We start from the raw sequence: 25178 nt of genomic DNA, 5'->3' as shown, positions 1-25178 counted from the left end.
GGACGCATGACCAGTCTCGAACTCCGACAGATCAACAAGAATTACGGCGCTTATCACGCGCTGCGCGGCATCGATCTTTCCGTAGCGCAAGGCGAGTTCATCGTCATGGTCGGCCCCTCCGGCTGCGGCAAGTCCACGCTTTTGAAAACGATCGCCGGCCTGGAGGAGATCTCCTCCGGCCAGATCCTGATCAACGGCCGCGACGTCAGCAAACAGGAGCCGGGGGACCGCGGCATCGCCATGGTCTTCCAGTCCTACGCGCTCTATCCGCATATGACGGTGGCGGAGAACATGGGCTTCGGTTTGCGCATGGCCAAGCGCCCGAAGGCCGAGATCGAGGCGGCGGTAGCGCGCGCCGCCAAGATCCTGAGGATCACCGACCAGTTGGAGAAGCGGCCGAAGCAGCTCTCCGGCGGGCAGCGGCAGCGCGTGGCGATCGGCCGGGCCATCACCCGTTCGCCCGACGTCTTCCTGTTCGACGAGCCGCTGTCGAACCTCGATGCGGCACTTCGAACCCAGATGCGTGTCGAGCTCAGCAGCCTGCATGCCGAGCTCGGCGCCACCATGGTCTACGTCACCCACGACCAGGTCGAGGCCATGACCATGGCGAGCCGGATCGTCGTCTTGAACCAGGGGATAATCGAGCAGGTCGGCTCACCGCTCGAACTCTACCGCAACCCTGACAATCTCTTCGTCGCGGGCTTTCTCGGCGCCCCGCGGATGAACTTCCTCGGCGTTACCGTCGACGAAGTGTCCGACCGCAATGTCACGGTTTCGGCGCCGGGCCTCGTGCCGGTGACGGTGGAACTGGCGGAGACGACGGTGCTGGCGAAGGGCGCCAGCCTGACGCTCGGTGTCAGACCGGAAAACATATCGATGGTCGCCGACGGAGCGCAGGGCGGAGCGATCAGCGGTCAGGTCCGACTGGTCGAACATCTCGGGCGCGAAACCATTCTCTATGTCGATGCCGGCAATCTCAGGACCATCGCCTCAGAAAGCGGTACCGGCAACATAACGGTGCAGCTGAGCTACGTCGCGCCTTTTGCCGCCGACCAGAACGTGGCGCTGAAGCTCGATGCCAGCGAACTCTATCTCTTTTCTTCCGACGGCGGACGCACGATCAGCACCCGCAAGACCACGCTCGACAGATAAACACAGGAAAGACCACAGTGTCCGACAAGACCCTCTCCGTATGGAACCCCGTCAAGACCGACCGCTTTCTCGTCGGCGCGCCGCACTATCCCGAACATGTCGATGAAAGCTACTGGCAGCGCGATGCCGAGCGCATGGCGAAGGCCGGCTTCAACGTGGTCAGAATGGCCGAATTCGCCTGGCATATCCTCGAGCCGAAGCTCGGCACCTTCGATTTCGATCTGTTCGACCGCGCCATCGCCATGCTCGGGCGCTACGGCATCGACACGATCATGTGCACGCCGACGGCAACGCCGCCGCGCTGGCTGACCGTGGCGCATCCGGAGATCTTAAGGGTCGACGGCAAGGGCCGACCAATGAGCCATGGCTCGCGCCAGCATTGCGACACGGCAAGCCCGGTCTTTCGCGAGCACAGCCGGCGTATCACCAAAGCGATGGCCGAGCACTATCGCGACAATCCGTTTGTCGTCGGCTGGCAGACCGACAACGAGCTGAACACCAGCATGCCGGAGAGCTTTTCCAAGGCGACGCTCACCGAATTCCAGGCCTTCCTTGCCGGCAGATATGACGAGATCAGCAAGCTCAACACGGCGTGGGGTGGCGATTTCTGGGCGACGGCCTATGACAGCTTCGACCAGGTGGTGCTGCCGATCGAGTTTGGCCCGACCTTCCCCAGCCCCGGCCATCTGCAGGATTATCACCGTTTCCTTGCCTTCTCGACGGCGCGCTTTCAGCACGACCAAGTGGAGATCCTGCGCGCCGTCAAATCCTCCTGGTTCGTCTTCCACAATCTCGGCGGTCTCAGGGATATCGACTTTCGCGGCCAGTTCACCACCGATCTCGATTTCGTCGGCTACGACATCTACCCGATGCTCTACGACGAGTTCCAGCGGCTCGGAAACCACGCCAAGGTCCAGGCGCTGCATCTCGATATCTGCCGCGGTTTTTCCGGCAACTATATCGTTCCCGAGCAGCAATCGGGCTTCGGCAGCCAGCCGGGTTTCTGCACGCTGACGCCGGAGCCGGGCGAACTGCGCCGCATGGCACTTTCCTCTGTCGCCCATGGCGCTGACGGTCTGATGTTCTTCCGCTGGCGCCCCGCGCACTTCGGCGCCGAGATCTATTGGATGGGCATCATCGACCACGACGACGTCGCCCGCCATCGCTATGACGAGGCGAAACGCTTCGCCACCGAGATGACCGCGCTAGCGCCCAAGATCCTCGGCACCTATGTGCGTATGGATGTCGGCATCGCCGGATCCGACTTCGACAATCAGGAAGCCCACAAGACCTACCCAATCGGCCTGCCGAGCCCACAGGACGATGCGATCCTGCTGCACCAATATTGCTACGACCGCGGCATTGCCTGCGGTTTCATTCATCCCGAGGACGATCTTTCCAAGCTGAAGCTGCTCTATGTGCCCCATTGGGTGATGTGGAAGGACGAATGGACTGAAAGGCTGAAATCCTTCGCCGAGCAGGGCGGTACCGTCGTCATCGGCGCGCGCACCGGCACGCGCAACGAAGACAACCACGTCATCCGCGAGACCGCGCCCGGCACCTCGCTGTCGCAGCTCACAGGCGTACGTGTCGAGGATTTCGGCCGCCTTGCCGCCCCCGGCGCCAATGGGCTCTTCGATGTGATGGAGCGTTCGGGCGGGCTTGTCATTCCGCCGAACAAGCCGGCGGAATCACATCGGCGCGAACGCCGCTTCAAGATCGGCAACCGCGAGCTGGTCGGCGGCTATTTCTATGAAAACCTGGCGATCGCAAGCGATGTCGAGGTGGTTGCGGCCTGGTCCAACCGCTATGCCGAGGGCCAGCCGATGGCGACGTCGCGCAAGCTCGGCAAGGGGCAGGTGGTCTATGTCGGCACCTATCTCACCCCGGATCTGACGGCAGCGCTTGCCGAGCGGCTGTTTGCGCCCGTCGGCATCGAGCCGCTGATCGGCGACCTTCCCGAGGGCGTCGAGGTGACCATGCGGATGAATGACGACCGCCAGTTGCTGTTCATCCAGAACTACACCGACCGGCCGGCCGCCATCGGCGGCGTTCCCACTGGCCGTGATCTCCTCGATGACGAAAAGCCCGTTGCCGGTAGGCTCGATCTCGAAGGCTACGGCTGCGCGATCATCGAGCTCGCTGAGTGAGGCGGCTTTCACGTACAAGGCAGGGGCCGCAGGCCGGCCTCTGTCCGATCAAGGCGGGTTCGCGAACGACAGATGGTTCTCAATACAGCGACACCATCGCCCGAAAACGGGATCGGTCGACGGCGATGACGTTGTCGAGACACGAAAAACGTGACCGCAGACCTGAAACGAATTATCCGAACGCTCGAAGGCTCATCACGACACAGGGACTTTGAGGTGGTGGGTGATCGACCGCCATCTTGGAGCAATTCGAGCAAAGGGTTCTGCGTCTGAAATTGATAAAAAAAGAGCATCTCCGTACTCAAACAAAACGGAAATGCTCTTCGTAGCTTAGTGTGGAGCCATACGTGTCGGCTCCACACCGCTCGCAACTGATTTATCGGCTATTCGTCTGATGTCGCCGGCGCAGCGTTCTCCAGAGAGGTGCGGATTTGATCGATCTTCCCGTTTGCGTCGCCAACCCCCAAGATGGTTTTGGCCTGGCTCAGAACCGCCGGACTGACGTCACCGGTTTTCGTGGCAGAAGCCAATGCGTCCTCCAGCGCCTGATCTCCCAACAGAGGGTCATCGGCTGCGGGCTCGATTCCATTGTCGAGTTCATACTGGGCATAAGCCACGGCATAGGCCGCGATGGCCGTCATGCGTGGGTCCGATGTATGCATCAACGCCTTGTAGTTTCGCTTCAAGGAGTTCAGGCCCGCAAGTTGCGCCGACAGGTTCTTTTCTTTCGTCTCGTCTGCCTTGACGGACTTGGACTTGCTTGCCGCCTCGGTGGACTTGCCTTTCACGCCTTGAGATTTGGAGTTGCCATGGGTTGAACCGCTACCCTGGCTGGTGCTGCCATGGTTGACGCTGCTTCCACTGCCGCCGCCGTGACCGCCGCCATTGCCCCCACCGTTGCCGCCACCGTTTCCACCGCTCTTTGCCTGTGCGGTCATGTCGATTCCGGCAATCGTTGCCGGGCTTGCTGCAAGAGCCAGCGAGAGCGTGGCCAAGGACGCTAAGGTTGCTATCCGCATTGTTTTCCTCCAAGTCGGATCAAGCGCCGTACAGACGCACGGCTTGAACAGATACGAGAGGTTAGACGGTGATCGCGCGTTGCACATCGGACCGAGGTCCGATGCCGCTCCCGGCAATGGTCCTACACGGCTTCATATACTTAACGATTCCTGGTCGGAACGGCCGACGGAACGGGAAGGCGGGAGACCGAGGAACCGGGGCGAAATTCTCCCTAGGTGTTTAGTCCGGTCGGACCCGAGGCTCTCTGGCGCAATTTCGATATTCTAGATGTTAATTTGCCCCCGGGACCGGGCAGTCCAGGTCCCCCTCATTGCACTTCAGGTAAACCTTGAGCGCTTCCGTGCGGCTTTGAGTCGGGCCGTCGTGGTACGAACTGTTGACGAACGGATAGGCGGTATCTCGGCCACACCTTGGCATAACTGGAAGCAGCTCGCCGATCCGGTTCTCAATCAATTCCCATTTAAGGATTTGTGCAGGAGCCGCAGGTCCGTTATCGAAAACATGTCGGCTTGATGCAGGACGCCTCGCTGAGTTTCACGAGAGCGTCGAACGGCATTGGATAGAGAATCACGCCAAGCGCAAATCGAGACGCGGGTGTAACTTCTTGAGATTCGGCAGCGATTTCGCTTGCCAAGGATATTGGCTGGTGCCTTTGACGACGAGCAGGAGGTCGCCCATCTTTCTGGCTTCAATCGTCAGCTTGGCCAGGAGATTTATGCCGGAGGAATTGAGGAACTCGAGACCCGTCAGGTTGAACGTCACCTGCTTGTGCCCCTCATGGAGCAGGCCTGATATCAACGAGTAAATGGGGGCATAGGCGTCCGGTCCTGCCAGCCGGAATACGCCATCGAAATAGACCTCGTTTTTCTCAGCCCATACGCGGAAGTTTTCGTCGCTGATTTCCATTCTTCGCTCACAGATTGGAGGAGGGCGGCATCGCCACGGCTGCAGTCGTCGTCAGTATGATACGCTGGTTATCTTTCCCTTCGAATGCCCATGCCATTTTTGCATCGTAATCGCTCAGAAGGGTCAACAACCCCAAGCCCGAACCGCTTTCTGCCGATATGGCATTGGTTTCGATTTGCTCAATAAGAAGTTCCCCGGGGTCCCTCGATTGAAGGCGATGCAGCAGTTGCTGAAAGCGAGAGGATGTCACGCCATCGATCGTGTTTTTCACCCTTATTAAAAAAGTACCATCGAATATGCCGGCTTCAATGAGGATCTCCCCAGGCTGTCGAAACTTGACGGCATTTTCGATCAACTCATTGCTGAGATATCCGATGTCATGATGCGCCTGCACGTAGTCTTTCCTTGAACGTGAATACCGCAGAGCCATGACTTCCGCTATAAAGTCCGAAGTCATTCCGGAGTGCTTCCAACCAAGCTGAAGCGGTCCGTCGCTTAACTTGAGGCGAGTGCTTGAATCCAGGCTTATGCCCGCCAGAGATTCGATACCATATACCGTTGGCGTCATGTCTCACCTATGTCGCACTGCGAGAAGCGTGATGTCGTCGTAAATCTTCTGCGATCCAATGAAGAGCATTAATGTCGCTATAATTCCGGCAACGACTTTCTCAGCGCTCTGGTCCTTCAAGCGCAGTGCTTCGCGGCACAGACGTTCTATGCCAAAGAGTTCTCCAGCGTCGTTTTCGGCTTCTGTTACGCCGTCCGTATGCAGGAGTATGAGGTCGCCCGTCTCGAAGGTTATTTCGCGGGTTTTAATAAAGGCAGAAATATCGGCTTCCAGCCCGATCGGTATACCCAGATCCATGGTGTCTATGCGCTCGACCTCGCCGTTCGCCCGCACGACGACAACTTCCTCGTGTTGTCCCGACAGGATCATCTCTTTGCCGTCATAGTCAAGAAACGCCAGAGTGAGATGCTTGTCGATTTTGGTTCTCACTATGTTTTTGAACAGGGCGCTGTTCAGGTCTGTGAGAAATTTGACGGCATCGGTGTTTCCTGCTTCCTGCAGGGCGCGGGCGACGGACTGAACCATCAACATCAGCACGCCGCTTTCGAGCCCGTGTCCGGTGACGTCGCCGATGCCAATCTTCAACCGATTTCCGCTCTTCAATACGTCGTAATAATCGCCGCCGACTTCTTCTGCAGGTCTCATATAGGCTGCGATCTCAAGGGCCTGAAACTCCTCAAGCTCCTGGTGCAGCGGAAGAACCATGAGCTGGATCCTCTCGGCGACGGCCAGCTCTGTTCCGAGACGTCTATTTTCTCGCTGGAGCTGTGCGTTCAGCGTCGAAATCTCTTCCTTTGCATCTTCGATTTGAGCTGTTCGCTCTTCGACAAGCTGCTCGAGATTTTCCGTGTGATAGCTGATCTGTTCGGCCATCCGGTTGAATGCTTCACCAGCCTCGCCGACCTCATCTTTGCTTGTTATGGCCACCCTGACCGAATAATCCTTCGCCTGAATCCGTTTGGCGGCATCTGCAAGTGCACTAATTCCGCTCGTTATTCGTTTCGAAGCCGCAATTACTGCTATAGCCACAACAAGCAGTGACATTAGGATCGCCAGGATTTGGTAGATCACGATCCGGTTGGTAGCTTCCGAAATTTTGGCTTGGGCCGCATAAAGGGAGGCCTGGATTTCTCGTTCAGGCACAACCACTCCAAGAGACATCGCCTCTTGCCGAACCGGGCCGCTGGACCAAAGATTGGTCGCGGGGAGTTTCTTGACGATAACGATATAGGGGACCTCGTTACCCTCCTGCTGCAACAACAAATGTTGGATGCCCAGTTCGCGATCAAGGGCCAGTTTTGCAATCGCAGGCTGGGAGCTTCCCTTCAGGGAGCGCTCCAGTCCGGTCACTCCGCTTCCGCTCGCATCGCTCGCAGAACGCAGACCGAGCGTTTTTTCGCCTGTGCTGTTGATCGCCACAACGTTTCCGTCGGACATTGCGAGAAATCCAAAGCCGGACTGAGCCACTTTCACATTTTCAACAGTCTGCGCGAGCTGGTCGAGTGTGATGTCCGCGCCAGCCGTCCCGGCGACATTCTTCCTGTCGGCTGTCCATAGTGGTTGAAAGAAAGAAACGATCAGTTTCCCGGTAATGGCGTCCGTATAGGGCGCTGTCTGGGTTATATCGTCCGCGACCGGTCGCGTTTTCATATCCTTGGCCCAGCCCTGCCAGGACTCATAAAGTCCGGGAAAAAAGAAGTCCCAGAAATTGGCCTCGTTATGACCAGGATAAAGGCGGTCGAAGGTCTGAGCCTGGTCGGTATAAGGCGCCGTTCTGAAGATTGGTCGTTCTTTCGATCCGATGTAATACATCTGCAGCTTTGAGGCCCCGTGCTGCAGCAAGCTCGGTGCGACAAGGTCCAGAACCGCGCTGGTCTGGATATCGGTCTGAACGTCGGGTCTCGGGTTGTGGTCTTCTCCGAGCAAGTAACTCCAGACGCTGACAACTGAGACTGAGCCCGGAGCGTTCTGAGACCAGTTCGCCTTTTGATCGTAGGACAGGCTGACGCTGCCGGGAGACGTGCGGGCGATCGCCGCGCCGACATCGGAATTGCGCTCGGGATCGTCGATCTGCGCCTGGAGTACACCCGCCAAGGTGCTGACGTCGTTGTGAACCTGCCGCAGGAGCAAACTCACCTGTGCTGCGGTGGAATCGGCGTATGTGCGGATGTATTCCTGGCTTGCTGCTTCAAGACCCTGTCCGACTTCGAGCGTGGCGTCGCGCGACAGCCTCTGAACATTCCAAAGCGCCAGTCCACCGCTGACCAGCAGATCAAAGAGGACAGCTCCACCGACGACCAAGATGAACTTTGCCCGAAATGAGCCTAATCTTGCCGGTCTCTTCGACGAACTCTGGTCCATCACAGCGGCTTTCGGCCGGAAGCTGCCCAGATCGGCCAGCCTGCATAACCCTTGGGATGAAGAGCAGCAAAGACATGATCTTTGAATCCTTGCCGGAACCTGCGAATGAAATCTGATGAGTCGCCCCGTCGAACGGCCATCTCACCCGCGTAGACATTTTCCCATGCTTCGATGATGTCTGCGAAGTCTTGGGGATCCCCATCAAGATTCGTGACCATAAAGGAATCGACCTTGATGTTATCGAAGCCCGCGTCGGCGAGGAGGTGGCGGCTTTTCGGCCCCATCTCGACATCCATGTCGAAGTGCTTGAACAGTTTGGCGACTTCTTCGTAAGTCCATTTTATGGATTCAGCATGTGGCTCGCCCAGACAATGCGAGTTTTTTTCGTTGGTGATGTAGACACGGCCGCCAGGCTTGCAGATGCGGTAAAGCTCCCTGAGCAGCATCTCGGGCCGGTCGAAAATCTGCAGCGAATGCCGGCAGGTCACAAAGTCAAATTGATTGTCTCGCAGTAGCATTTGGGAAGCGTCGCCATAGGTGTACTCGATTCCCTGCAGATCGAAGTCGGCCGCGACCCTGCGAGCATATTCGAGGCTGCGCACGGAATGATCCAGCGCGACAAGGCGTGCCGGTCTAAATTCCCGTTGAACCAGGGCGGCGAAATCACCAATTCCGCAACAGATATCCGCGATGACAAGACCGCTGCGCAGGCCGTGGCGAGGCAACAGTTCGCGTTCGTGCCTCCATGTCATTTTCGTCTGGGTGCGCAGAATGGGAATGAAAGTCTCATCCTCGACAAAGCTCTGGCCCGGATAAAACGCCGAATCGTAGACTTCGACCGATAGGCTTGGTTGTGATGCCGACAGCGTTTGGAATAGCGAGGTCGACCATGCCACCACGCTCGACGTAATGATGACGATCTTCCGTTCCGGTCTGATCCGGCAACTTGCCGCGAGTATATCGGCCAGGGCCGCGAAGGCAGTCATGTTGATGTGTGTCAGACGTTTGACATTGACGTAAACGACCCCGCTGTATTTTTCTAAACTTTGCTGCACCAGCCTGAGGGCGTCGGTGATTTCAGCGGCGCTTTCGGGGCGCATCTTGCCAGACAGCAACAGCTCTTGATTTGTCGGATCAAAATGAACAGTGAAGGGTAGGGGAAGCAGGGTCATTGGAAGTCCTCGGTCGAGGGGAAATCCGCAATGATTTGAATCCCTTGTCTGCCGTCTTTCTCAATTCGGATCGTGGCGCGGAATATTGCTGCCAAATCACTAAGCAAAACCGTCCCGTCGGATTTCATCACCACGTATGCAGAGCCGGCGCGGGGGACAGGCTGGTGTTCGCTTGCTCTTGCACTCGTGTGCTCTGGGCTAGATGCTTCCTCGCACGGAAACGTAATTCTCAGCCGATTGAATGTGGAATTCCGGTAGAGACTGAAACTGATCCTTCCCAACTCGCTCGTCGAACGGAAAGCAAGTTCGATGAGCTCGTTCGTCGCGACGGAAAGAAAATTGGAATATCGAGCGGGATCGCTGTGACCTTGGCCGAGAATGTCTGAGAGATATTCCGTAATCTTGTCGCAAAACTGCCATCGGGATTTGAACATCGCAACGTTCAGTTCCAGCGATACCATCGGCGCAAATGCATGGTCATCGAAGCTAGCTGCTTCCTGTTCCAATACACCCTCCCTTCTGTTGCCTGGGGCGTCAGGTTGATGCATGCGTAGCTAAAGGCACGGCGAAAATCGGTTGTTCACTGTGGTAGCGCCGGGCTTACGGCTGTTTCCGCCCGGGTGATGAATTCGCCAATCGCCTGGACCGGAAGCGGCCTGCTGATCAAATAGCCTTGAAGTCTGTCGCAGCCTACACTGCGCAACCATTCCGCCTGACCTGGCGTTTCAACTCCTTCGGCTGTCACCCGCATGTCGAGGTCATGTGCGAGGTTAATGATGCAGCGGACGATTGCCTGGCTTTTCAGATCGCTTTCGAGGTCGGTGATAAAGTATTTGTCGATTTTGATCGTGTCGAAAGGGAATGTCTTCAGATAGCTGAGCGAAGAATATTCGGTCCCGAAATCATCAAGCGAGATTCGTATCCCTAGCACGTTGAGCGTATTCAGTGTGTCGATATTGTTGACGGTCCGCTCAAGCAGCACGCTTTCGGTTATCTCAAGCTCCAGACGGTCGGGCGGCAACCCGATCAAGTCCAGCGTCTGGGATACCCGATCAGTGAGGCCGCTCGTCAAGAATTCCGCCGCGGACAGATTGACAGCGACGATGTAGTTTTGCGGCCACTTCATCGCCTCGCGACATGCCTGCTCCAAAACCCATGCGCCTATTTCCGGCATCATTCCATCGGCCTCGGCCATCGGAATAAATGCCGCTGGTGGGATTTTTCCAAGGAGAGGGTGGTGCCATCTGAGCAATGCTTCGAAGCCGACTATGCAGCCACCCTCGGCGATGGGTTGGTACTCGACAGAGAATTGCTGTTGGACCAACGCCATGCGAAGGCTGCGGCGCAGCAGTTCGCGTTGTTCCAGCAATTCAAGCATCGAGGGATCAAACGGTTTCGCGCGGCCGCGTCCTTCCTTCTTCGCGGCATAGAGTGCGACGTCCGACGCCTTCATTAGCTGCTCCGGGCTTGTACCGTCCGGAGGAGAAGCAGATATGCCGATGCTGGCACCGACAAACAGTGCGATGCCATCTATCGTGAAGGGCTTTTTGAAAGCATCAACCAAGACTTCTGCTAGCTGATGCCCTTTGGCGGGATGTCCCGGGCCCATGGAAATGACCGTGAATTCGTCGCCGGCCAGTCGATAGGCTCTGTCATCGCTGGAAAGGCACGCTTGAATGCGGCTTGCAGCGAGCTGAAGAAGCTTGTCGCCAGCCGGATGCCCAAGCGTGTCGTTCACAGGCTTGAAATCATCAAGGTCGAGTTGCATCAGAGATAGAGCTTCATCCGAGCCCTCCGTCTCCTGTAAGGACACAGCGAGATCCTCACTGAACTGGCGTCGGTTCGGCAGTCCAGTGAGCGGATCGTGGGTGGCCAGATGCAAAAGGGTTGCGCGCTCATCGTCGATAGTCTCCTCGGACCGAACCACGGCAAACAGATCTCCGATCCGATAGATCGTCAGTCCGTGCGACGCTGGCGTGCCAAGATCACCCGATATTCGCAAAGGCTGGGCACTGTCGCCCAATGAACGGAGGGCGAGCGTGATCGCCGATTTGTCCAATTCCGGAAAATGCTCCCAAAACGACGCTGCTGGTTTGACAGAGGCAGGCAGCTCATTGCCCAACAAATTCTCGACGGGATTGAAGTCGCGGTCAAAGAACAAAAGCCGGTCGATCGAGCTCGAAGCTTTTGCCTCCGTTTGTCCGAGGGCCGAGCGGGCCGCACGAATTTTCCGCATGTCCGAGGCTCTCCCTAGTCGCATGTCATAACCAGATATCGTAGCAAATCAGCTCCAACACAACTTGTGCACGCCAAGATTTACATTAGGCATTTCTGATTAACAATCCCCAACTTCTGCCCAATTCGCGCACAGACGGGCTTATGCCACGCCTTTATTACCGCGACCCATTTGCACCCATTGTCTCGGCGTCGACCCTTCGATGGGCTGCGGACGCGGGATCTACGCGCCCGATCTGCACTCCGTCATGAACCAGTCGATAAAGCGGCGCACCGGCTTTTTCGCCCAGCTGTTCGATATGACATAATAGCCGTGGTTTTCTGCCGTCGCGACGCCGGAAAGCACCAGCAGATCGCCGCGTTCGATCTCGCGGCGGAACACCTCGACGGGGCAGAGCGCCACACCGTGGCCGGCGATTACGGCCGTCGCCAGCATGTTGAAATCCTGGAATATCGGGCCTCGAAGCGGCCCTGGCGCTTTCTGGCCGGCCTTGCGGAACCACTCCTTCCAGCCATCGACGGATTCGTCGTGCAGCAGATCGGCGCCGGCGAGCGAGACGTCATCGATCGTCCAGTTGCGTTTGGCAAGGTAATGGCCGCTGGCGACGGGCTGGTTGCGGCGCGAGAAGAGCAGGCGGCTTTCCCTGCCGCCGCTCAGATCCTCGCCCATGGTGATCAGTACGTCGAGGCTCTCGTCGTCGAGGCGTTCTTCGGCGCGGGCATAGACGATCCTGACGTCGAGATCGGGGTCGCTTTCCTGGAAGGAGGGCAGGGCGGGGACGAGCCAGCGCGATGCGATTGAGGGAATGCAGCCGACGGTGATGGCGCGCATGTCGTGATCGCGCCGCATATTGCCGGTCGCATGCGCGATCGCCGCCAGCGATCCGGAGACGGCCCGGTAATATTCGCCGCCGGCTGCGGTCAGCGTAATACCGCGGCCCGCTTTCTGCAGCAGCTTGCTGCCGAGCCAGGTTTCCAGATGCTTTATCTGATGGCTGATCGCCGCGTGGGTAACGTGCAGCTCGTCGCCGGCTTTCGAAAGGCTCATCAACCGAGCCGTGGCTTCGAAAGCACGCAATGCGTTTAACGGCGGCAATTGCATTTGTAAAATTTCCTCACAGATGATGCAGAAATCATCATTTGAAAATGCCAGCCATTTCAATAGCTAAATGTTGCCGGCGATGAAAATGAATCATCGCCATATTTTCAATTATTTATCACGGGAACCGGCGATGTTCGTTAGAAATCTGAAAGAGGTGGAGCTCACCGAGCGTTTCGTCGACTGGGGCAACGGCACGAGCCACCGGCTGCTGACCAAAGACGACGGCATGGGCTTTACCGTGTGCCATACCGTCGTTCGCGCCAATAGTGAGGCTTTGCTTCAATACCGCAATCACCTGGAGGCCTGCTATTGCATCAAGGGCGAGGGCGAGGTGGAGGATATGGACGGCAACGTCTTTCCGATCCGCGCCGGCGATATCTACGTGCTCGACAAGCACGACCGGCATTATCTGCGCGGCGGCAAGGATCAGGATCTCGTTCTCGTCAGCATTTTCAACCCGCCGCTGACAGGCACCGAACGGCACGACCTGAACAATAAGAGCGGGTCGCAATACTGAACCAGAGCACGATGCCGAAAAGTGTAAGCGGTTTTCGGACGACGTCCTATTCTAGCCGATCTCTTCGTCGACTGCCGAGATGGAAAGCAGAGCCCGGCAATTGGCGGGCTCTGCTGCCGGCGCGAACGGCAAGACATCCGCAGCCTGTTCATGGCGACTTAAGCGCTACACTGCCTATTGCTGCGGCTGCTGCTGCCCCTGCTGCGGCTGCTCCTGGCCCGGCGGCGGCGTGCCTATCTTTTCCAGAACCTTCTTGGCCAGAGCCGGGTCGCTCTGCGCGGCCGTCAGGATCGACGAATATTCCTCGACAGAGATGTCGGGAGAGGCTTGGACGGTATCGACCATCTGCTTCTTGGCCTCCTCCTGCAGCTGTTGCTTGGTAGTCTCGTCCTTCGTCGCGCCGATCTTGGCCGAATATTCCTGTCTGACCTTGTCGACCTGCAGATAGGCAACGGCGAAGGCTTCGATTTTCTGATCGCTGACGGCTGCCGTCGGACCGTTGCCGCCGGGCTGTCCCTGCATCGGCGGCTGCGCCTGTGCCGGGGGCTGCGCTTGTGCCGGCTGCTGTTGCGCCTGGGCCATGTCGACAGCGGATGCCGGGCTGAAAGCAAGCAGACTGAAGACTGTCGCGCTCAATGCTGCGACAGATGTGTAACGAGTGATCATATTCATTCCTCTTCAAGTGCATGATTTGATTGGCAGCAAGACCGCCTCGGTCGATCGCTCAGCCACTTAAAGGCCGGGCGAGGTCGCGACGATGGAACCTTTAAGAGGGCACGGTGCGGCGGTAACGGGGCGATTTGCTGACGATTGAGCGGCGGCTTTGTGACCGCCGGCCTGTTGGCACGTGCGGAAAATTCAAGTCATTGCCGCTGTGATACCCGGACTTTCGGTGGCGTTCACCGCTTCTCTGGATGCAGAAATGCCGCCAGGAACGTGGTGACGGCCCCCTCGGCGTGGCGGTGAATCTGCTGCTTCGTCGGGATGGCCGCATCGCCCAGCATCATGACCCGGTTGACGGGGTCGGCCATTACCAGCCAGTTGAACTGTGACGCGGCCACCGTTGCATCGGAGAACTGCAGCAGCTTCTTGCCGGCCAATTGTTCGAAAGCGCTGCCCATGACCTCGAGCGCCCGTGCAGGCCCGCGCGCGTAAAGCAGCTTGGCGAGTTCCGGGAAGCGTTGCGCCTCCGCAATCACGAGCCGGCGCAATTGCATCAGCCCGGGCGTCAGGACGATGGTGAGCTGGCGGACGGCGTAGTCAAGGAGGTAGGCTTCCAGCTGAGCGCGATTCTCCACCTGGGGGAGGCCGGTGTGAACGGCGGTATCTGCCTCGCCCATCATCTGGGTGAGCACCGCGACGAACAGTGCCTCCTTGCTGGAGAAGTGTTTGTAGACCGTCTGCTTGGACACGCCGGACCGACTGGCGATCTCGTCCATACTGGCTCCGGCATAACCGGTGCTCAGAAAGATTTCGGCCGCGGCACCGACGATCGCCGCCTGTTTGCGCTCCGAACGAGTGCCAGCCCGCCCATGGGCCAGGTCGGCTTCCATACCCGGTATCAACATCCTCGATCTCCGCTCCAACCCTACTTGACACGATCAAACTGAACCGTCTAGTTCTTATAACGGAACCAAACGGTCTAGTTTGATTTTGCGGCTATCCAGCGATCCTCAACAGCGAGCGATGTCATGAACAACAAGACAACCCATCTGACCTGTGCCTGCGGAACCTTTCACCTCCAAGTGCGCGGCGCCCCGATCATCAGCGCGGAATGCCACTGCAAGAGCTGCAGTGACGCGGCTGGCAGGCTGGAGTCGCTTCCCTTGCCGAAGGCGATCCGGACGATCCATGGCGGTACGCGTTACGTGCTTTATCGCAAGGATCGGATCAGCCTTTTGGCCGGAACCGAAAACCTGCAGGAGTTCCGCCTCGGACCCAATGCTTCAACGCGACGTGTCCTGGCGTCCTGCTGCAACACGCCCATTTTTCTGGAGTTCAAGGGCGGCCACTGGCTTAGCTTCTACGGCAATCTCTGGAAGCAGGACGAGCTTCCACCCCTCCAATTGCGCACGATGACCCAGAATGTGCCCGATCGCGCGAGTGTGCCCGATGACGTGCCTTCCGGCGCACTGGCGACGGCCGGCTTCTATGGCAGACTTCTCACCGCGTGGATTGCGATGGGCTTCAAAGTCCCCGACATCACTGTCAAAGGAGCTATCGATGCCTGACGACGAAAAAATCCTCATTGAAAGCATAACCTCGCCGCACCATACGGAGCGGGTCAACAAGGCCAAATACATGGCAATGCGCCACGCTTTGCTGGCCGCACTCCCCGCGCAGGCACCCGGATTGACTGTGGCAGAGGCAAATATCGCCATCCTGCCGCACCTCTCCGAAGTCGAATTCCCCGGCGGTTCCAAGGCCGGATGGTGGTTGAAGGCCGTTCAGTTGGATCTGGAAGCCAAGGGCATCATCCGGCGTGGGCCGGGAAAGCCGGTCAGGCTTTTCAAATGCCTTTGATACACCTGTCGGCTCAGCCCAGCGAACGGATGTCGCGGGCGACCTCCGTTGTCTGGTTAGGCTTCGGCTAAAGCAATTCTAGCAAACGCCGCGCGGGAGAGCTTGTTTCGCAGCGCAGCCGCTCTATGTCCTCTCCCGTTTCAGCATGAGATTGCAGGCAGTATTTCACCGTAAATCCGGGTGCCGACGGCGTTGTCCGCCGGCCGGCTTGAAGGAACTGAGCAATGAAAATTCTCATGGTTCTCACATCGCATGATCAGTTGGGAAACACCGGCAGGAAGACGGGATTCTGGCTCGAGGAGCTTGCTGCTCCTTATTTCGTTTTCCGCGACGCCGGGGTCGATATCACACTCGCTTCGCCGAAGGGCGGCCAGCCTCCGCTCGATCCGAAGAGCAATGAGCCGGCCTTCCAGACGGAAGACACGAGACGGTTCGAACGAGACGCGGCCGCAATGGGGGCGCTCGCCAACACGCTGAAGCTGTCCGACATCAACCAGGCGGACTATGACAGCGTGTTCTTCCCCGGCGGGCACGGTCCGCTTTGGGACTTGACGAACGACCGCAATGCGCTGTCGCTCATCGAGGACGTGATTTCGGCGGGAAAACCCGTGGCGCTCGTTTGCCACGCTCCCGGTATCCTGACGAATGTGAAAGCGCCGGATGGAAAGCCTATCGCCAAGGGCCGGGCCGTCACGGGATTCACCGATTCCGAAGAAGAAGCCATGCACCTGGTCGAGGTCGTTCCCTACCTGCTCGAGGACGTACTGAAAGAGCAGGGCGCAAAGTTTTCGAAGACGGCGAATTGGGGTGTGCATGTCGTCCAGGATGGCCTGCTGATCACCGGCCAAAACCCGGCCTCGTCAAAACAGGGCGCCCGGACGTTGCTTGATGCCTTGAGAAAGCAGGCCGCGGCTTAAGCGCTTCAGCCCTTGGAAACGATTGCTGCCCAGGGAGGTCGAGATTTCCTCATTCGGCTTGTGCCAACCCCGGTCGCAGGCGCGTCTCGACGACGTCTGCGCACGACGGGAGGCAGAGCCAATCGCAAACGTTCGAACACAGGATGGGAGGCACGGGAGATGACCAGGAAATATACGGGGCAATGCGCCTGCGGCGTGGTGAGATTTGCCTTCGACAATGACCCGAACTTTGTCGCCAACTGCCATTGTCTGGACTGCAAGAGGGCGACGGGCGGCGAGGCCGCCACGTTCTTCGCCGTGCCGCAGGAGGATTTCACCGTGATCAGCGGCAGCCCGAAGGCGTTTCATTACATCGCCGATTCAGGCAAAGAGCTCGACCGCAACTTTTGCCCCGATTGCGGCGCCCGATTGTTCAGCAGCAACCTGGAGAGCTTCCCCGGCCTCGTCTTCGTGACGCTGGGCAGCCTCGACCGGCCCGAACTGATCAAGCCGGGGGTCGAAATGTTCACCCGGCGGCGGCTCGCCTGGGCAAGGCCGCTCGATCTTCCGCAGTTCGATGGTATGCCTGGCTGAGCGGCGATACCCTAAAGCGCGTCGCAATCTTTCAGATTCGCTGCTTGCGCTTTAGGTCTTTGTTTCCGCACATATCGTTATCGCAAAACCACTGGGCACTTTTGCGCGACATGCTCTGGAGCAATTTTTCTTGAAGAAAAATTCGATCCGGTGTCGGATTGGCCAAGCCGCGCCCGTCCTAGGTTCGTCCATTCCGTAAATCCAAAAAGGATCACGACCATGCCGAGTACCATACGCCTGCACCGCGTTCTGGCGACCAGCCCGGAGAAAGTCTATCGCGCGTTCCTGGAGGCGGACGCGCTTGCCAAGTGGCTTCCGCCGAACGGCTTCCTCTGCACCGTGCACCATTCGGAGCCGGTTGTCGGCGGCACGTTCAGAATGTCATTCCGCAACTTCACGACGGGCAATAGCCACGCCTTCGGCGGCGAATATCTCGAGCTCGTCCCGGGCGAACGCCTGCGCTACACCGACAGGTTTGACGACCCCAATCTGCCTGGTGAGATGGAAGTCACCGTGACGCTAAAGAAGGTTTCGGTCGGCACCGAGGTGGATATCGTGCAGGCCGGCGTGCCTGATGTCATTCCGCCCGAGGCTTGTTATCTCGGCTGGCAGGAGTCGCTGCGAAACCTCGCCAAGGTCGTCGAACCAGACATCCAGGAATAGCACAAGATTGCGCCGGCCGGGCGACAAGCGCTGGGCATTTGGCGCGCGGCATTGGTGCCCGACATTGGCGACATCAATCAATCCTCATGCCGCGTTTGGCCAGGGCGTTGCGGGCGGCCGCAGCGCCCCAGTCGGCGGAAAGGTCCTGCCCGTCGATTTCGGTTTCGGCGATCGGCGTTGCACGGATCAGCGGTACGGGGCCGAAAGGCAGGCCGACGATGCGCCCGGGGTCGCGGCTGAGCATGATGCGGGTCATGGGGCGGTAATCCTCGGTCAGCCGGCAGAACAGAATGCAGCCGTGCTTCTCGACGTCACGGGCGACGCGATAACCGTCTGCCACGAGGTCGCCGATGTTGATCAACAGGTTCGCCCAGTTTTCGATCCCGGCCGCCTCCAACGTCGCGGCGTCGAATTCCATGAAAAGCTCGCATTCGACGCCGTTCTCCGGCTCGGATATGCCGGCCCAGGGGGTCGACAGCCCGTCGGTAGCAAGTGTCAGCCTTCCCGGCGCATGGATGGCGAGGATGCGGCGATGCGGGCCGAACCATTTTGTCTGGGCGTGAATGTTGGCCGTTCCGCGCTCAGCGGCAAAGTCCTCCTGCACTGTACCGCGGCTCTGCCAGAAGGCGCGCCGGACAGCGGCGGTGGTTTCGTAGATCGGGTCGTCAGGCCCTCGCGGCACGATCGTCCGGTCATAGCTCGTTTCGAGCGTGATCTCTCCCCGCATGAAGGGAAACTTCGGCTTCTTCCACTGGATTACTACCTTGTTAAAGCGGGGCACCCCTGATTCCCCCAGCTTTTCGATGACATCCGAGATGATATCGAGCGGATGCCTGGAGGCCTCCGGGACATAATTTCCCTCGGCATCGCGGTAGCCGCCCGTCCGGGAGGAATGCCCCGCCTGCATCGTGGTGGCTGTCCATTCGCCGCTGACCGCGCCCGCCGGCGCTTTGCCGAGAGCTGGCGCAAGTTCCCGGATGGCATCGTCAATCGAATAGGATGCCACGTCGCCCCTCCACCTTCGCCCAAAGATTGTATCCCCCGCGCCCGGTCGGCCGCGAGCAGAAGCTAGCGCTGAGGCGTCGCCGATCAATAGCGAGGTCGATGGCGTGAGCAGGGGAGGCGCCCAGATCCCTGGGCGCAGGAGAATTCTTTACTTCGGTGAGGTGAGGCCTGCGGCGCTTATTTGGTTCCGTCGTTCGGCCGCGCCTTGGCGCTGTCGTTGCTGGTCGACGAGGCGGTTTTTCCGTCCGGTTGCTGCCCGAAATATGTGCCGTCGAGATGGCCGCCGGCGCTGGTGTTCTTGACCTGCTGTTCGGCGCGTTTCTGAAGTTCACGAACGTTGGTCTTGCTCATTTTCGGCTCCATGTTTGAGGTGGACCAATGGTCAACCGATGGCGGACGACACTGTTCCATATTTTCTGGCGGCCGGGCATCCTCCAACGCTCGGTATTGAAAGCGGCATCCGCTACGGCCCTCATCCTGAGGCGCGCAGCCCACAGGGCGGAGCCTCGAAGGACGCGCTCCAACGCTGCTCCTTGCATTCCTTGGAGTGTCGGCGCACCCGGCTCGTCCTTCGAGGCCCTGGGCGCCCCAGCAAGGATAGGGCTCTCTTAAAAATAGGCCGGGTGGTCGATATCGGCGAGCAGGCCGGGTTCCTGCGGCTGCCAACCAAGAAGCGTGCGAGTGTGCTCGCTCGACGTGGGCACATCGATGCCGGCGAACATGGCGAACCAGCCGAAATGCTCGGCCGCTTCTTCCCGTGAGAGCGAGACAGCGGGCACATCGAGCCGCCGGCCGATGACCTCGGCGATCTGCCTGAAGGCAACTCCCTCTTCCGCGACGGCCAGGAACGGGCCGCCGATGGCGCCGCGCTCCAGCGCCAGGCGATAGACGCGGGCGGCATCGAGCCGGTGCACGGCCGGCCAGCGGTTTTGCCCTTCGCCGATATAGGCCGAGACACCCGTGCGCCGGGCCAAATCGATCAGGGTCGGCACGAAGCCGTGGTCCCCATGGCCATGCACCGAGGGCGGCAGCCGGACGGTGGAGGCGCGCACGCCGCGGGCGACAAGCGATACCGCGGTGATTTCGGAGGCGCGAGGGTAGGTCTCCGACGTCGGCATGGGCGGATCCTTCTCGGTGCCAATGCGGCCGGGGGCAAAGCCGAGGCCGGCTGTGACCAGCAGCGGACGATCGGAGCCTTGAAGGGCTTCGCCGAGCGCCTCGATGGCGCGCCGGTCGGCGGCGCAGTTTTCGGCGAATTTCGAGAAATCGTGGTTGAAAGCCGTGTGGATCACGGCGTCCGCCTCAGCCGCACCGCTCTTCAGACTTTCGAGATCATCGAGCGTGCCGCGATGGATCGCAGCACCGGCTGCCGCCAATTGATCCGCTCCCTTGTCCGAGCGGGTGAGGCCGAGCACTTGATGGCCGGCGGCGATCAATTCATTGACGACGGCCGAGCCGACCCAGCCGGTGGCTCCAGTGACGAATACGCGCATGTGATATCTCCAGTTTTTGCCGAAGACACATATCGGCTCTGCCTCTATCATGGTAAAGTAGTGATATTATCATGGTATAAAGGCTAACAGGATGGGTGAATTCGTCACCTCGGACAATCGGCTCGGCGCCTATCTGAAGGGGCGCCGCGTCAGGCTCGATCCCGCGGCCCTCGGTTTTGCGGGGGAGCGGCGGCGCACGCCGGGTCTGCGGCGCGAGGAGGTGGCGAGCCGCGCCAATATCAGCCCGACCTGGTACACCTGGCTGGAGCAGGGGCGCGGCGGTGCGCCGTCTGCCGACGTGCTCGACCGGATCTCTCGCGCGCTGATGCTGACGGATGTCGAGCGCGAGCATCTCTTCCTCATCGGCCTCGGTCGGCCGCCCGAGGTGCGCTACCACAGGCAAGAGGGCGTGACGCCGAGATTGCAGGGCGTGCTCGATGCGCTCGACCCGAGCCCGGCGCTGATCCGCAACGCCATCTGGGACGTGATTGCCTGGAACAGGGCGGCGACTGTGCTTCTAACCGATTACGGCGCGCTGCCGCCGGAAGAGCGCAACGTACTGCGCTTCATCTTCCTCGATCCGCGCGTACGCGGCGCCCAGTACGACTGGGAAAGTGTCGCCCGCTTTGTCGTCGCCGCTTTCCGCGTGGATGCGGCCCGCGCGGGTGCCGCGGCCGAAGTCGAGCCCCTCGTCGACGAACTCTGCCGCAAGAGCCCTGAATTCCTGGCGATGTGGCGCGACAATGACGTGCGCAGCCACGGCGAGGGCGCCAAGCACATCAAACACCCCATCCTCGGCCCACTCGCTTTCGAATATTCCGCCTTCCAGGTGGATGGCCGGCCGGATCTCAGCATGGTGGTGTACAACCCGGCGACGGCGGAGGATGCGGCGAAGATCAGGGAGCTGGTGGGCTGAGGCGAGGGCAATTGGTCGATCGATGATAAGCGGTCATCGCCTCGCTGCGGTCTTGGTCGCCGCGTCGGCTTTGATGGTGCTGTCTGCGTCGGCGGCATCCGCCTGAGGCGAAGCCTCTAAGCATGGCAGAGCTGTGAAAAGCTAAAATACTACTCCTGCTAGAAAATTTGTTGACCGTCCCGGTCTTAGCTGCTTTCCTCCCGATAGACCAAGGCGAATGGATCTTGAAGGAGATATCCATGACAGTGCTTGCAAAACCTGTGGCGGTCGATGATGTCAGGAGCGCTTCCGAGAATGACGTGATCTCAGGCAACCTGCTGGATAATGATCTCGCCGGTGGCTCCGGCAACATGTTTCTCAACTTCTTCGACGGCGAGCGGGTGCTTGCCAAGAAGGATGGAGCGATCACCGATATCGAGGGTGAATACGGCACGTTCCACGTCAAGGCCGACGGCTCTTACACCTATACGCTGAACGAGGCGGCCAAGGCGGGCTTAGTTGACGGAATGACGCTGACGGAGACGATCGGCTACAAGATTTCCGACGGCTCCGGCAATACCGATGTCGGCCATTTCACGCTCGACATTCACGGGGTGACGAGCCCGCCGGTCGCGGTCGACGACGCCTTTTCCTTCCGCGAAGGAAGCGAGATGGCCGGCAACGTGCTTGCCAATGATCACGCTGGAGAGGCGGGCACGCTTTTCCTGCGTTCGGTCGAGGGCACGAGCATTCCTGCCGGTCAGGGGCAAGGGCAGACGACCGACGTGGCGGGTGAATTCGGCACCTTCCATTTTGCAGGAGATGGAAGCTTCACCTACGATCTCGATCCGGCCGTAAAGGCGGGCCTCAACGACGGCGAGCATATCACGGAGAAACTCCAATATTACAAGGTCTCCGACGGCGCCGGTCACGCGGATGCCGGCGTGATCACCTTGACCGTCGACGGCGTGACGGACGAGAAGTCGTTGAACACCAATCATGTCGAGGCCCAGGCGGATGTGGTGCGCCCCTTCCTGGACCATTACGAACTCCAGGGGGTCGCGATCGATCCGCTAACCGGCAAGTATTACGTCAGTTCCGGCCATGGTTTCCCAGATGATTCAATGGTGAGCATTTACGACAACGCAGCCGCATTTGAAGCCGACAACGCCAGCGGCGCCATCTCTCTCGGCGACTATGACAAGGGCGAATATGACATCGGCGGAACCTATTTTTCGGTCCGCGGCGGCGAGATCATCGGAAGAACCAACGAGGCGAGAGGCGAGGAGGACCCTTTCCCCGATCAGACCTATCTCGCAAAGTGGGATGCCGCCGACGGATCGCTCGATCAGAAGGGCGACCCGATTCCCGGCCTTATCGGCCAGAACGGGGCGGGTACCTTCGACTGGGGTGGATACACGGCCGTCAATACGATGCAGGATTCGACCGGCATTTACGTCGTCGGCCGCATCGATGATGCTACCTGGCAAGTCTCCAAGATCGATCCCGACACGCTGAACCCGATCGAGTCCAAGACCTTCGCGGCCGGCGGGCTCGGCTACGGCTTTGCCGTCGACGGCACGTTCTTCTTCGGCGATTCCTCCAGCAGCGAGCATATCGGCACGGCCTTCGACTTTGAAACCGGGGTCAAGACAGCGGTCGACGTCAACATCGCCATACCGGGAGACGACTTGATCACCAACGTGGTCTATGATTCAGCGGCGGATAATCTCTACATCACCAACACCGGGATCGACGAAATCTCCGTGGTGCACAATATCTCGGACATACTCTTCGTCTGACGGTCTTTGCTGGCCGAATGCCGACGCCGCCCCGCCCGTTCTCTTTACGGCGGGGCGTTTAACCGGCCGGAGCCTTCGCAAACACAAATCAGCGAATTGCAGCCACGCTACTGCATCGTGCGCGTCTGGATCTGCTCGGCGGTGTGAGCCGCTGATGCGGGCAGCGGGCTGCCTTCCAGGCCGGTCGCGACCACTGAGACGCGGAACTTGCCGTCGAGGCTGCGGTCGAAGATCGCCCCGACGTATGCAGTCTTGCCGTTCCGGACAAGGCCGCTCTCCTGCCAGTACGAGGCGTCTCCGGCTGTCCTGGCAGCAAGAGCGGCGGGCCGTGCGGAACATGGATGGCGGCCGACGCCTTCAGCCGGCCGCGTAGACCCGGTCTCGGCCGATGATTTGGAACCATGATCCCGCCGTACTGTTTAACTGGAAGGCGCGGAAGCGCCGATAACGGGGATGCCGATTGCCGGCCAACCCGGTAAAGACGATCGGCCTTTCGGTTCGCCTATGGAGGAGCACGACATGCAAACGACCCGATCCAAAGAACTGGCGGACGAATACCTGCGGCTTGGCGGCAAACGGCTGGCCAAGATCGATGACAATATTGTCAAGATCCGCCACTGGGATGATGACACGCCGGAGGCCGAGGCCTTCTGGCAGAAGCACATTGAGCCGTTGGATGACAAGCGCCGCGTAGAGGTCGAAACGCACCTTCCCACGATCAACGACAGGTGATCGCGAATCAACGACCGGTGATCGCGGCGATTTCCCGGAGCGCACGACGGCGCCGCGCGTCTGAAAAGACGCGGCAGCCGGTCGTACTCGGATCGCGCCGCTGCGCTTACTGCAGCGTACGCGTCTGGACCTGCTCGGCGGCGTGAGGCGCGGATGCGGGCAGGGGGCTGCCTTCGAGGCCGGTCGCCACGACCGAGACGCGGAACTTGCCGTCGAGGCTGCGGTCGAAGATCGCGCCGACGACGATATCGGCGTCTTCCTGGACTTCGTCACGAATGCGGCTTGCCGCCTCGTCCACTTCGAACAGCGTCATATCCGAACCACCGGAAATTGAGATCAGCACGCCCCTGGCGCCCCGCATCGAGATATCGTCGAGAAGCGGGTTGGCAATTGCTGCTTCCGCCGCCTTCATCGCGCGGCTCTCACCGGAGGCTTCGCCAGTGCCCATCATGGCGCGGCCCATACCTTGCATGACCGACTTCACGTCAGCAAAATCGAGGTTGATCAGGCCTTCCTTGACGATCAGATCGGTAATGCAGCCGACGCCCGCATAGAGCACGCGGTCGGCTGTCATGAAAGCATCGGCGAACGTCGTTTTTGCATCAGCAATGCGGAAGAGGTTTTGATTGGGAATAACGATGACCGTATCGGCGGCCTGGCGAAGCGCCTCGATGCCGATTTCCGCCATCCGCATGCGGCGGTTGCCTTCGAAGGTAAAGGGCTTGGTGACGACGCCGACCGTCAGGATGCCGGCGGCACGCGCAGCGCGGGCGATGACAGGTGCAGCACCCGTGCCTGTGCCGCCGCCCATGCCGGCGGTGACGAAGCACATGTGCGAGCCGGCCAGGTGATCCATGATCTCATCGAGCGACTCTTCGGCAGCCGCATGGCCGACCTCCGGCAACGAACCGGCGCCGAGACCCTCCGTCACATTCGCGCCAAGCTGGATGCGGCGCGTCGCCTTGGAGGTGGCCAGCACCTGAGCATCCGTGTTCGCAGCGACGAATTCGACGCCCGCCAGCTTTTCCGCGATCATATTGTTGATCGCATTGCCACCACCGCCGCCGACGCCAATGACTGTAATATGCGGCCGTAGTCCCGAAATGCCGCTCTTGGCGTCCGTCATCGCGCTCTCCTTTGATGCTTCGTTCATGCCCACCCTCGTTTGCGGACGGCGAATCGTGCGTCCACGATACGCGAGCAACAAGGCAGAGGCGAGGCGAAAGACGTCTCGGCGAGAGCGGAGATGACCGGGAAGGGAGCTTGGTTGCGGCTTTGAGGGAGGGAGGATCATGCCGGGAGCTGACATTTATGCTTTAGGAATAGGTCGCGAAGGTAGCCTTACGCCAGAGGCAGACCAAAGATCGAAATTTATGAGGCTCCGCTCGGCGG

At 59.5% G+C, this 25178-nt stretch carries 25 protein-coding genes and 1 pseudogene; 11 read left to right on the top strand and 15 right to left on the bottom strand.

What is annotated here, in order from left to right; translation table 11 throughout:
• The first annotated feature begins 6 nt into the window (after positions 1 to 6).
• Positions 7 to 1152 carry an ABC transporter ATP-binding protein gene (locus AC244Q_RS13020; protein ID WP_012758096.1) on the top strand — a complete coding sequence of 382 codons (1146 nt, stop codon included), beginning with the start codon at positions 7 to 9 and terminating at the stop codon, positions 1150 to 1152.
• A gap of 17 nt (positions 1153 to 1169) precedes the next feature.
• Positions 1170 to 3302 carry a beta-galactosidase gene (locus AC244Q_RS13015; protein WP_113548057.1) on the top strand — a complete coding sequence of 711 codons (2133 nt, stop codon included), beginning with the start codon at positions 1170 to 1172 and terminating at the stop codon, positions 3300 to 3302.
• A gap of 383 nt (positions 3303 to 3685) precedes the next feature.
• On the opposite strand, the gene AC244Q_RS13010 is transcribed toward AC244Q_RS13015, so the two are convergent.
• The 8 genes from AC244Q_RS13010 to AC244Q_RS12975 all read right to left on the bottom strand — a co-directional run bounded on the left by AC244Q_RS13010 (position 3686) and on the right by AC244Q_RS12975 (position 12666).
• On the bottom strand, positions 3686 to 4321 hold the full coding sequence (locus AC244Q_RS13010) for a hypothetical protein (RefSeq protein ID WP_113548058.1): 636 nt from the start codon (positions 4319 to 4321) through the stop codon (positions 3686 to 3688).
• Positions 4322 to 4889: 568 nt separating this feature from the next.
• Complete coding sequence (locus AC244Q_RS13005) at positions 4890 to 5228, bottom strand: slr1659 superfamily regulator (RefSeq protein WP_113548059.1); 339 nt, start codon at positions 5226 to 5228, stop codon at positions 4890 to 4892.
• A gap of 7 nt (positions 5229 to 5235) precedes the next feature.
• Positions 5236 to 5796, bottom strand: a complete 561-nt coding sequence (locus tag AC244Q_RS13000; RefSeq protein ID WP_012758092.1) for a slr1658 superfamily regulator — start codon at positions 5794 to 5796, stop codon at positions 5236 to 5238.
• A 3-nt stretch (positions 5797 to 5799) separates the two neighbouring features.
• The gene (locus tag AC244Q_RS12995; protein WP_113548060.1) at positions 5800 to 8160 is read right to left on the bottom strand and encodes a SpoIIE family protein phosphatase; all 2361 of its coding nucleotides are present in this window, start codon (positions 8158 to 8160) and stop codon (positions 5800 to 5802) included.
• Positions 8157 to 9329, bottom strand: a complete 1173-nt coding sequence (locus AC244Q_RS12990) for a class I SAM-dependent methyltransferase (RefSeq protein WP_113548061.1) — start codon at positions 9327 to 9329, stop codon at positions 8157 to 8159. The genes AC244Q_RS12995 and AC244Q_RS12990 overlap by 4 nt, the downstream gene beginning before the upstream one ends.
• Positions 9326 to 9835 (bottom strand): hypothetical protein, encoded by a 510-nt coding sequence (locus AC244Q_RS12985; RefSeq protein WP_113548062.1) that lies wholly within the window; start codon positions 9833 to 9835, stop codon positions 9326 to 9328. The genes AC244Q_RS12990 and AC244Q_RS12985 overlap by 4 nt, the downstream gene beginning before the upstream one ends.
• Before the next feature lie 74 nt (positions 9836 to 9909).
• The gene (locus tag AC244Q_RS12980) at positions 9910 to 11565 is read right to left on the bottom strand and encodes a putative bifunctional diguanylate cyclase/phosphodiesterase (RefSeq protein WP_012758088.1); all 1656 of its coding nucleotides are present in this window, start codon (positions 11563 to 11565) and stop codon (positions 9910 to 9912) included.
• Positions 11566 to 11787: 222 nt separating this feature from the next.
• Complete coding sequence (locus AC244Q_RS12975; RefSeq protein WP_113548063.1) at positions 11788 to 12666, bottom strand: LysR substrate-binding domain-containing protein; 879 nt, start codon at positions 12664 to 12666, stop codon at positions 11788 to 11790.
• 130 nt (positions 12667 to 12796) lie between these two features.
• On the opposite strand from AC244Q_RS12975, the gene AC244Q_RS12970 reads away from it, so the two are divergent.
• Positions 12797 to 13183, top strand: coding sequence for an ectoine synthase (locus tag AC244Q_RS12970; RefSeq protein ID WP_003541014.1), 387 nt, complete (start codon positions 12797 to 12799; stop codon positions 13181 to 13183).
• 174 nt (positions 13184 to 13357) lie between these two features.
• Here the strand turns inward: AC244Q_RS12970 and AC244Q_RS12965 are convergent, their stop codons facing one another.
• Positions 13358 to 13855: a DUF4168 domain-containing protein gene (locus AC244Q_RS12965; protein WP_041935548.1), complete on the bottom strand. Its 498-nt coding sequence runs from the start codon at positions 13853 to 13855 to the stop codon at positions 13358 to 13360.
• A 227-nt stretch (positions 13856 to 14082) separates the two neighbouring features.
• Entirely contained in the window at positions 14083 to 14751 is a 669-nt protein-coding gene (locus tag AC244Q_RS12960; protein WP_113548064.1) for a TetR/AcrR family transcriptional regulator, read from the bottom strand.
• 123 nt (positions 14752 to 14874) lie between these two features.
• On the opposite strand from AC244Q_RS12960, the gene AC244Q_RS12955 reads away from it, so the two are divergent.
• From AC244Q_RS12955 to AC244Q_RS12935, 5 genes are all read left to right on the top strand, one after another.
• Positions 14875 to 15414 carry a GFA family protein gene (locus AC244Q_RS12955; RefSeq protein ID WP_113548065.1) on the top strand — a complete coding sequence of 180 codons (540 nt, stop codon included), beginning with the start codon at positions 14875 to 14877 and terminating at the stop codon, positions 15412 to 15414.
• The gene (locus AC244Q_RS12950; RefSeq protein ID WP_113548066.1) at positions 15407 to 15706 is read left to right on the top strand and encodes a DUF6958 family protein; all 300 of its coding nucleotides are present in this window, start codon (positions 15407 to 15409) and stop codon (positions 15704 to 15706) included. The genes AC244Q_RS12955 and AC244Q_RS12950 overlap by 8 nt, the downstream gene beginning before the upstream one ends.
• A gap of 224 nt (positions 15707 to 15930) precedes the next feature.
• On the top strand, positions 15931 to 16623 hold the full coding sequence (locus tag AC244Q_RS12945) for a type 1 glutamine amidotransferase domain-containing protein (RefSeq protein WP_113548067.1): 693 nt from the start codon (positions 15931 to 15933) through the stop codon (positions 16621 to 16623).
• Positions 16624 to 16782: 159 nt separating this feature from the next.
• Positions 16783 to 17196 carry a GFA family protein gene (locus tag AC244Q_RS12940; RefSeq protein ID WP_113548068.1) on the top strand — a complete coding sequence of 138 codons (414 nt, stop codon included), beginning with the start codon at positions 16783 to 16785 and terminating at the stop codon, positions 17194 to 17196.
• Between the two features lie 219 nt (positions 17197 to 17415).
• On the top strand, positions 17416 to 17859 hold the full coding sequence (locus AC244Q_RS12935; RefSeq protein ID WP_012758081.1) for an SRPBCC family protein: 444 nt from the start codon (positions 17416 to 17418) through the stop codon (positions 17857 to 17859).
• A gap of 73 nt (positions 17860 to 17932) precedes the next feature.
• On the opposite strand, the gene AC244Q_RS12930 is transcribed toward AC244Q_RS12935, so the two are convergent.
• From AC244Q_RS12930 to AC244Q_RS12920, 3 genes are all read right to left on the bottom strand, one after another.
• The gene (locus AC244Q_RS12930; RefSeq protein ID WP_113548069.1) at positions 17933 to 18865 is read right to left on the bottom strand and encodes a hypothetical protein; all 933 of its coding nucleotides are present in this window, start codon (positions 18863 to 18865) and stop codon (positions 17933 to 17935) included.
• Positions 18866 to 19041: 176 nt separating this feature from the next.
• Positions 19042 to 19215: a hypothetical protein gene (locus tag AC244Q_RS12925; RefSeq protein WP_164902374.1), complete on the bottom strand. Its 174-nt coding sequence runs from the start codon at positions 19213 to 19215 to the stop codon at positions 19042 to 19044.
• Between the two features lie 257 nt (positions 19216 to 19472).
• A complete protein-coding gene (locus AC244Q_RS12920) occupies positions 19473 to 20357 on the bottom strand; it encodes an SDR family oxidoreductase (protein WP_113548070.1) in 885 nt (294 codons plus the stop codon).
• A 91-nt stretch (positions 20358 to 20448) separates the two neighbouring features.
• On the opposite strand from AC244Q_RS12920, the gene AC244Q_RS12915 reads away from it, so the two are divergent.
• A complete protein-coding gene (locus tag AC244Q_RS12915) occupies positions 20449 to 21273 on the top strand; it encodes a helix-turn-helix transcriptional regulator (protein ID WP_113548071.1) in 825 nt (274 codons plus the stop codon).
• 239 nt (positions 21274 to 21512) lie between these two features.
• A complete protein-coding gene (locus AC244Q_RS12910; RefSeq protein ID WP_113548072.1) occupies positions 21513 to 23054 on the top strand; it encodes an Ig-like domain-containing protein in 1542 nt (513 codons plus the stop codon).
• 107 nt (positions 23055 to 23161) lie between these two features.
• Here the strand turns inward: AC244Q_RS12910 and AC244Q_RS12905 are convergent.
• A pseudogene (locus tag AC244Q_RS12905) lies at positions 23162 to 23296 on the bottom strand (cell division protein FtsZ); the annotation flags it as partial.
• A 211-nt stretch (positions 23297 to 23507) separates the two neighbouring features.
• On the opposite strand from AC244Q_RS12905, the gene AC244Q_RS12900 reads away from it, so the two are divergent.
• A complete protein-coding gene (locus tag AC244Q_RS12900; protein WP_113548073.1) occupies positions 23508 to 23786 on the top strand; it encodes a hypothetical protein in 279 nt (92 codons plus the stop codon).
• A 106-nt stretch (positions 23787 to 23892) separates the two neighbouring features.
• Here AC244Q_RS12900 and ftsZ read toward each other — a convergent pair whose 3' ends face one another.
• Positions 23893 to 24912 carry a cell division protein FtsZ gene (gene ftsZ / locus AC244Q_RS12895; RefSeq protein ID WP_113548104.1) on the bottom strand — a complete coding sequence of 340 codons (1020 nt, stop codon included), beginning with the start codon at positions 24910 to 24912 and terminating at the stop codon, positions 23893 to 23895.
• Positions 24913 to 25178: the final 266 nt, after the last annotated feature.

Source organism: Rhizobium sp. CB2179 (genome assembly GCF_057653455.1).
This window is presented reverse-complemented; position numbering and strand designations above follow the sequence as displayed.

Bases quoted from the DNA above. Each gene is read 5' to 3' on its own strand.
- AC244Q_RS13020 (WP_012758096.1), top strand. From the start codon at position 7: ATGACCAGTCTCGAACTCCGACAGATCAACAAGAATTACGGCGCTTAT.
- AC244Q_RS13010 (WP_113548058.1), bottom strand. From the start codon at position 4,321: ATGCGGATAGCAACCTTAGCGTCCTTGGCCACGCTCTCGCTGGCTCTT.
- AC244Q_RS13005 (WP_113548059.1), bottom strand. From the start codon at position 5,228: ATGGAAATCAGCGACGAAAACTTCCGCGTATGGGCTGAGAAAAACGAG.
- AC244Q_RS13000 (WP_012758092.1), bottom strand. From the start codon at position 5,796: ATGACGCCAACGGTATATGGTATCGAATCTCTGGCGGGCATAAGCCTG.
- AC244Q_RS12990 (WP_113548061.1), bottom strand. From the start codon at position 9,329: ATGACCCTGCTTCCCCTACCCTTCACTGTTCATTTTGATCCGACAAAT.
- AC244Q_RS12980 (WP_012758088.1), bottom strand. From the start codon at position 11,565: ATGCGGAAAATTCGTGCGGCCCGCTCGGCCCTCGGACAAACGGAGGCA.
- AC244Q_RS12975 (WP_113548063.1), bottom strand. From the start codon at position 12,666: ATGCAATTGCCGCCGTTAAACGCATTGCGTGCTTTCGAAGCCACGGCT.
- AC244Q_RS12970 (WP_003541014.1), top strand. From the start codon at position 12,797: ATGTTCGTTAGAAATCTGAAAGAGGTGGAGCTCACCGAGCGTTTCGTC.
- AC244Q_RS12965 (WP_041935548.1), bottom strand. From the start codon at position 13,855: ATGAATATGATCACTCGTTACACATCTGTCGCAGCATTGAGCGCGACA.
- AC244Q_RS12960 (WP_113548064.1), bottom strand. From the start codon at position 14,751: ATGTTGATACCGGGTATGGAAGCCGACCTGGCCCATGGGCGGGCTGGC.
- AC244Q_RS12955 (WP_113548065.1), top strand. From the start codon at position 14,875: ATGAACAACAAGACAACCCATCTGACCTGTGCCTGCGGAACCTTTCAC.
- AC244Q_RS12950 (WP_113548066.1), top strand. From the start codon at position 15,407: ATGCCTGACGACGAAAAAATCCTCATTGAAAGCATAACCTCGCCGCAC.
- AC244Q_RS12945 (WP_113548067.1), top strand. From the start codon at position 15,931: ATGAAAATTCTCATGGTTCTCACATCGCATGATCAGTTGGGAAACACC.
- AC244Q_RS12940 (WP_113548068.1), top strand. From the start codon at position 16,783: ATGACCAGGAAATATACGGGGCAATGCGCCTGCGGCGTGGTGAGATTT.
- AC244Q_RS12935 (WP_012758081.1), top strand. From the start codon at position 17,416: ATGCCGAGTACCATACGCCTGCACCGCGTTCTGGCGACCAGCCCGGAG.
- AC244Q_RS12925 (WP_164902374.1), bottom strand. From the start codon at position 19,215: ATGAGCAAGACCAACGTTCGTGAACTTCAGAAACGCGCCGAACAGCAG.
- AC244Q_RS12920 (WP_113548070.1), bottom strand. From the start codon at position 20,357: ATGCGCGTATTCGTCACTGGAGCCACCGGCTGGGTCGGCTCGGCCGTC.
- AC244Q_RS12915 (WP_113548071.1), top strand. From the start codon at position 20,449: ATGGGTGAATTCGTCACCTCGGACAATCGGCTCGGCGCCTATCTGAAG.
- AC244Q_RS12910 (WP_113548072.1), top strand. From the start codon at position 21,513: ATGACAGTGCTTGCAAAACCTGTGGCGGTCGATGATGTCAGGAGCGCT.
- AC244Q_RS12900 (WP_113548073.1), top strand. From the start codon at position 23,508: ATGCCGATTGCCGGCCAACCCGGTAAAGACGATCGGCCTTTCGGTTCG.
- ftsZ (WP_113548104.1), bottom strand. From the start codon at position 24,912: ATGACGGACGCCAAGAGCGGCATTTCGGGACTACGGCCGCATATTACA.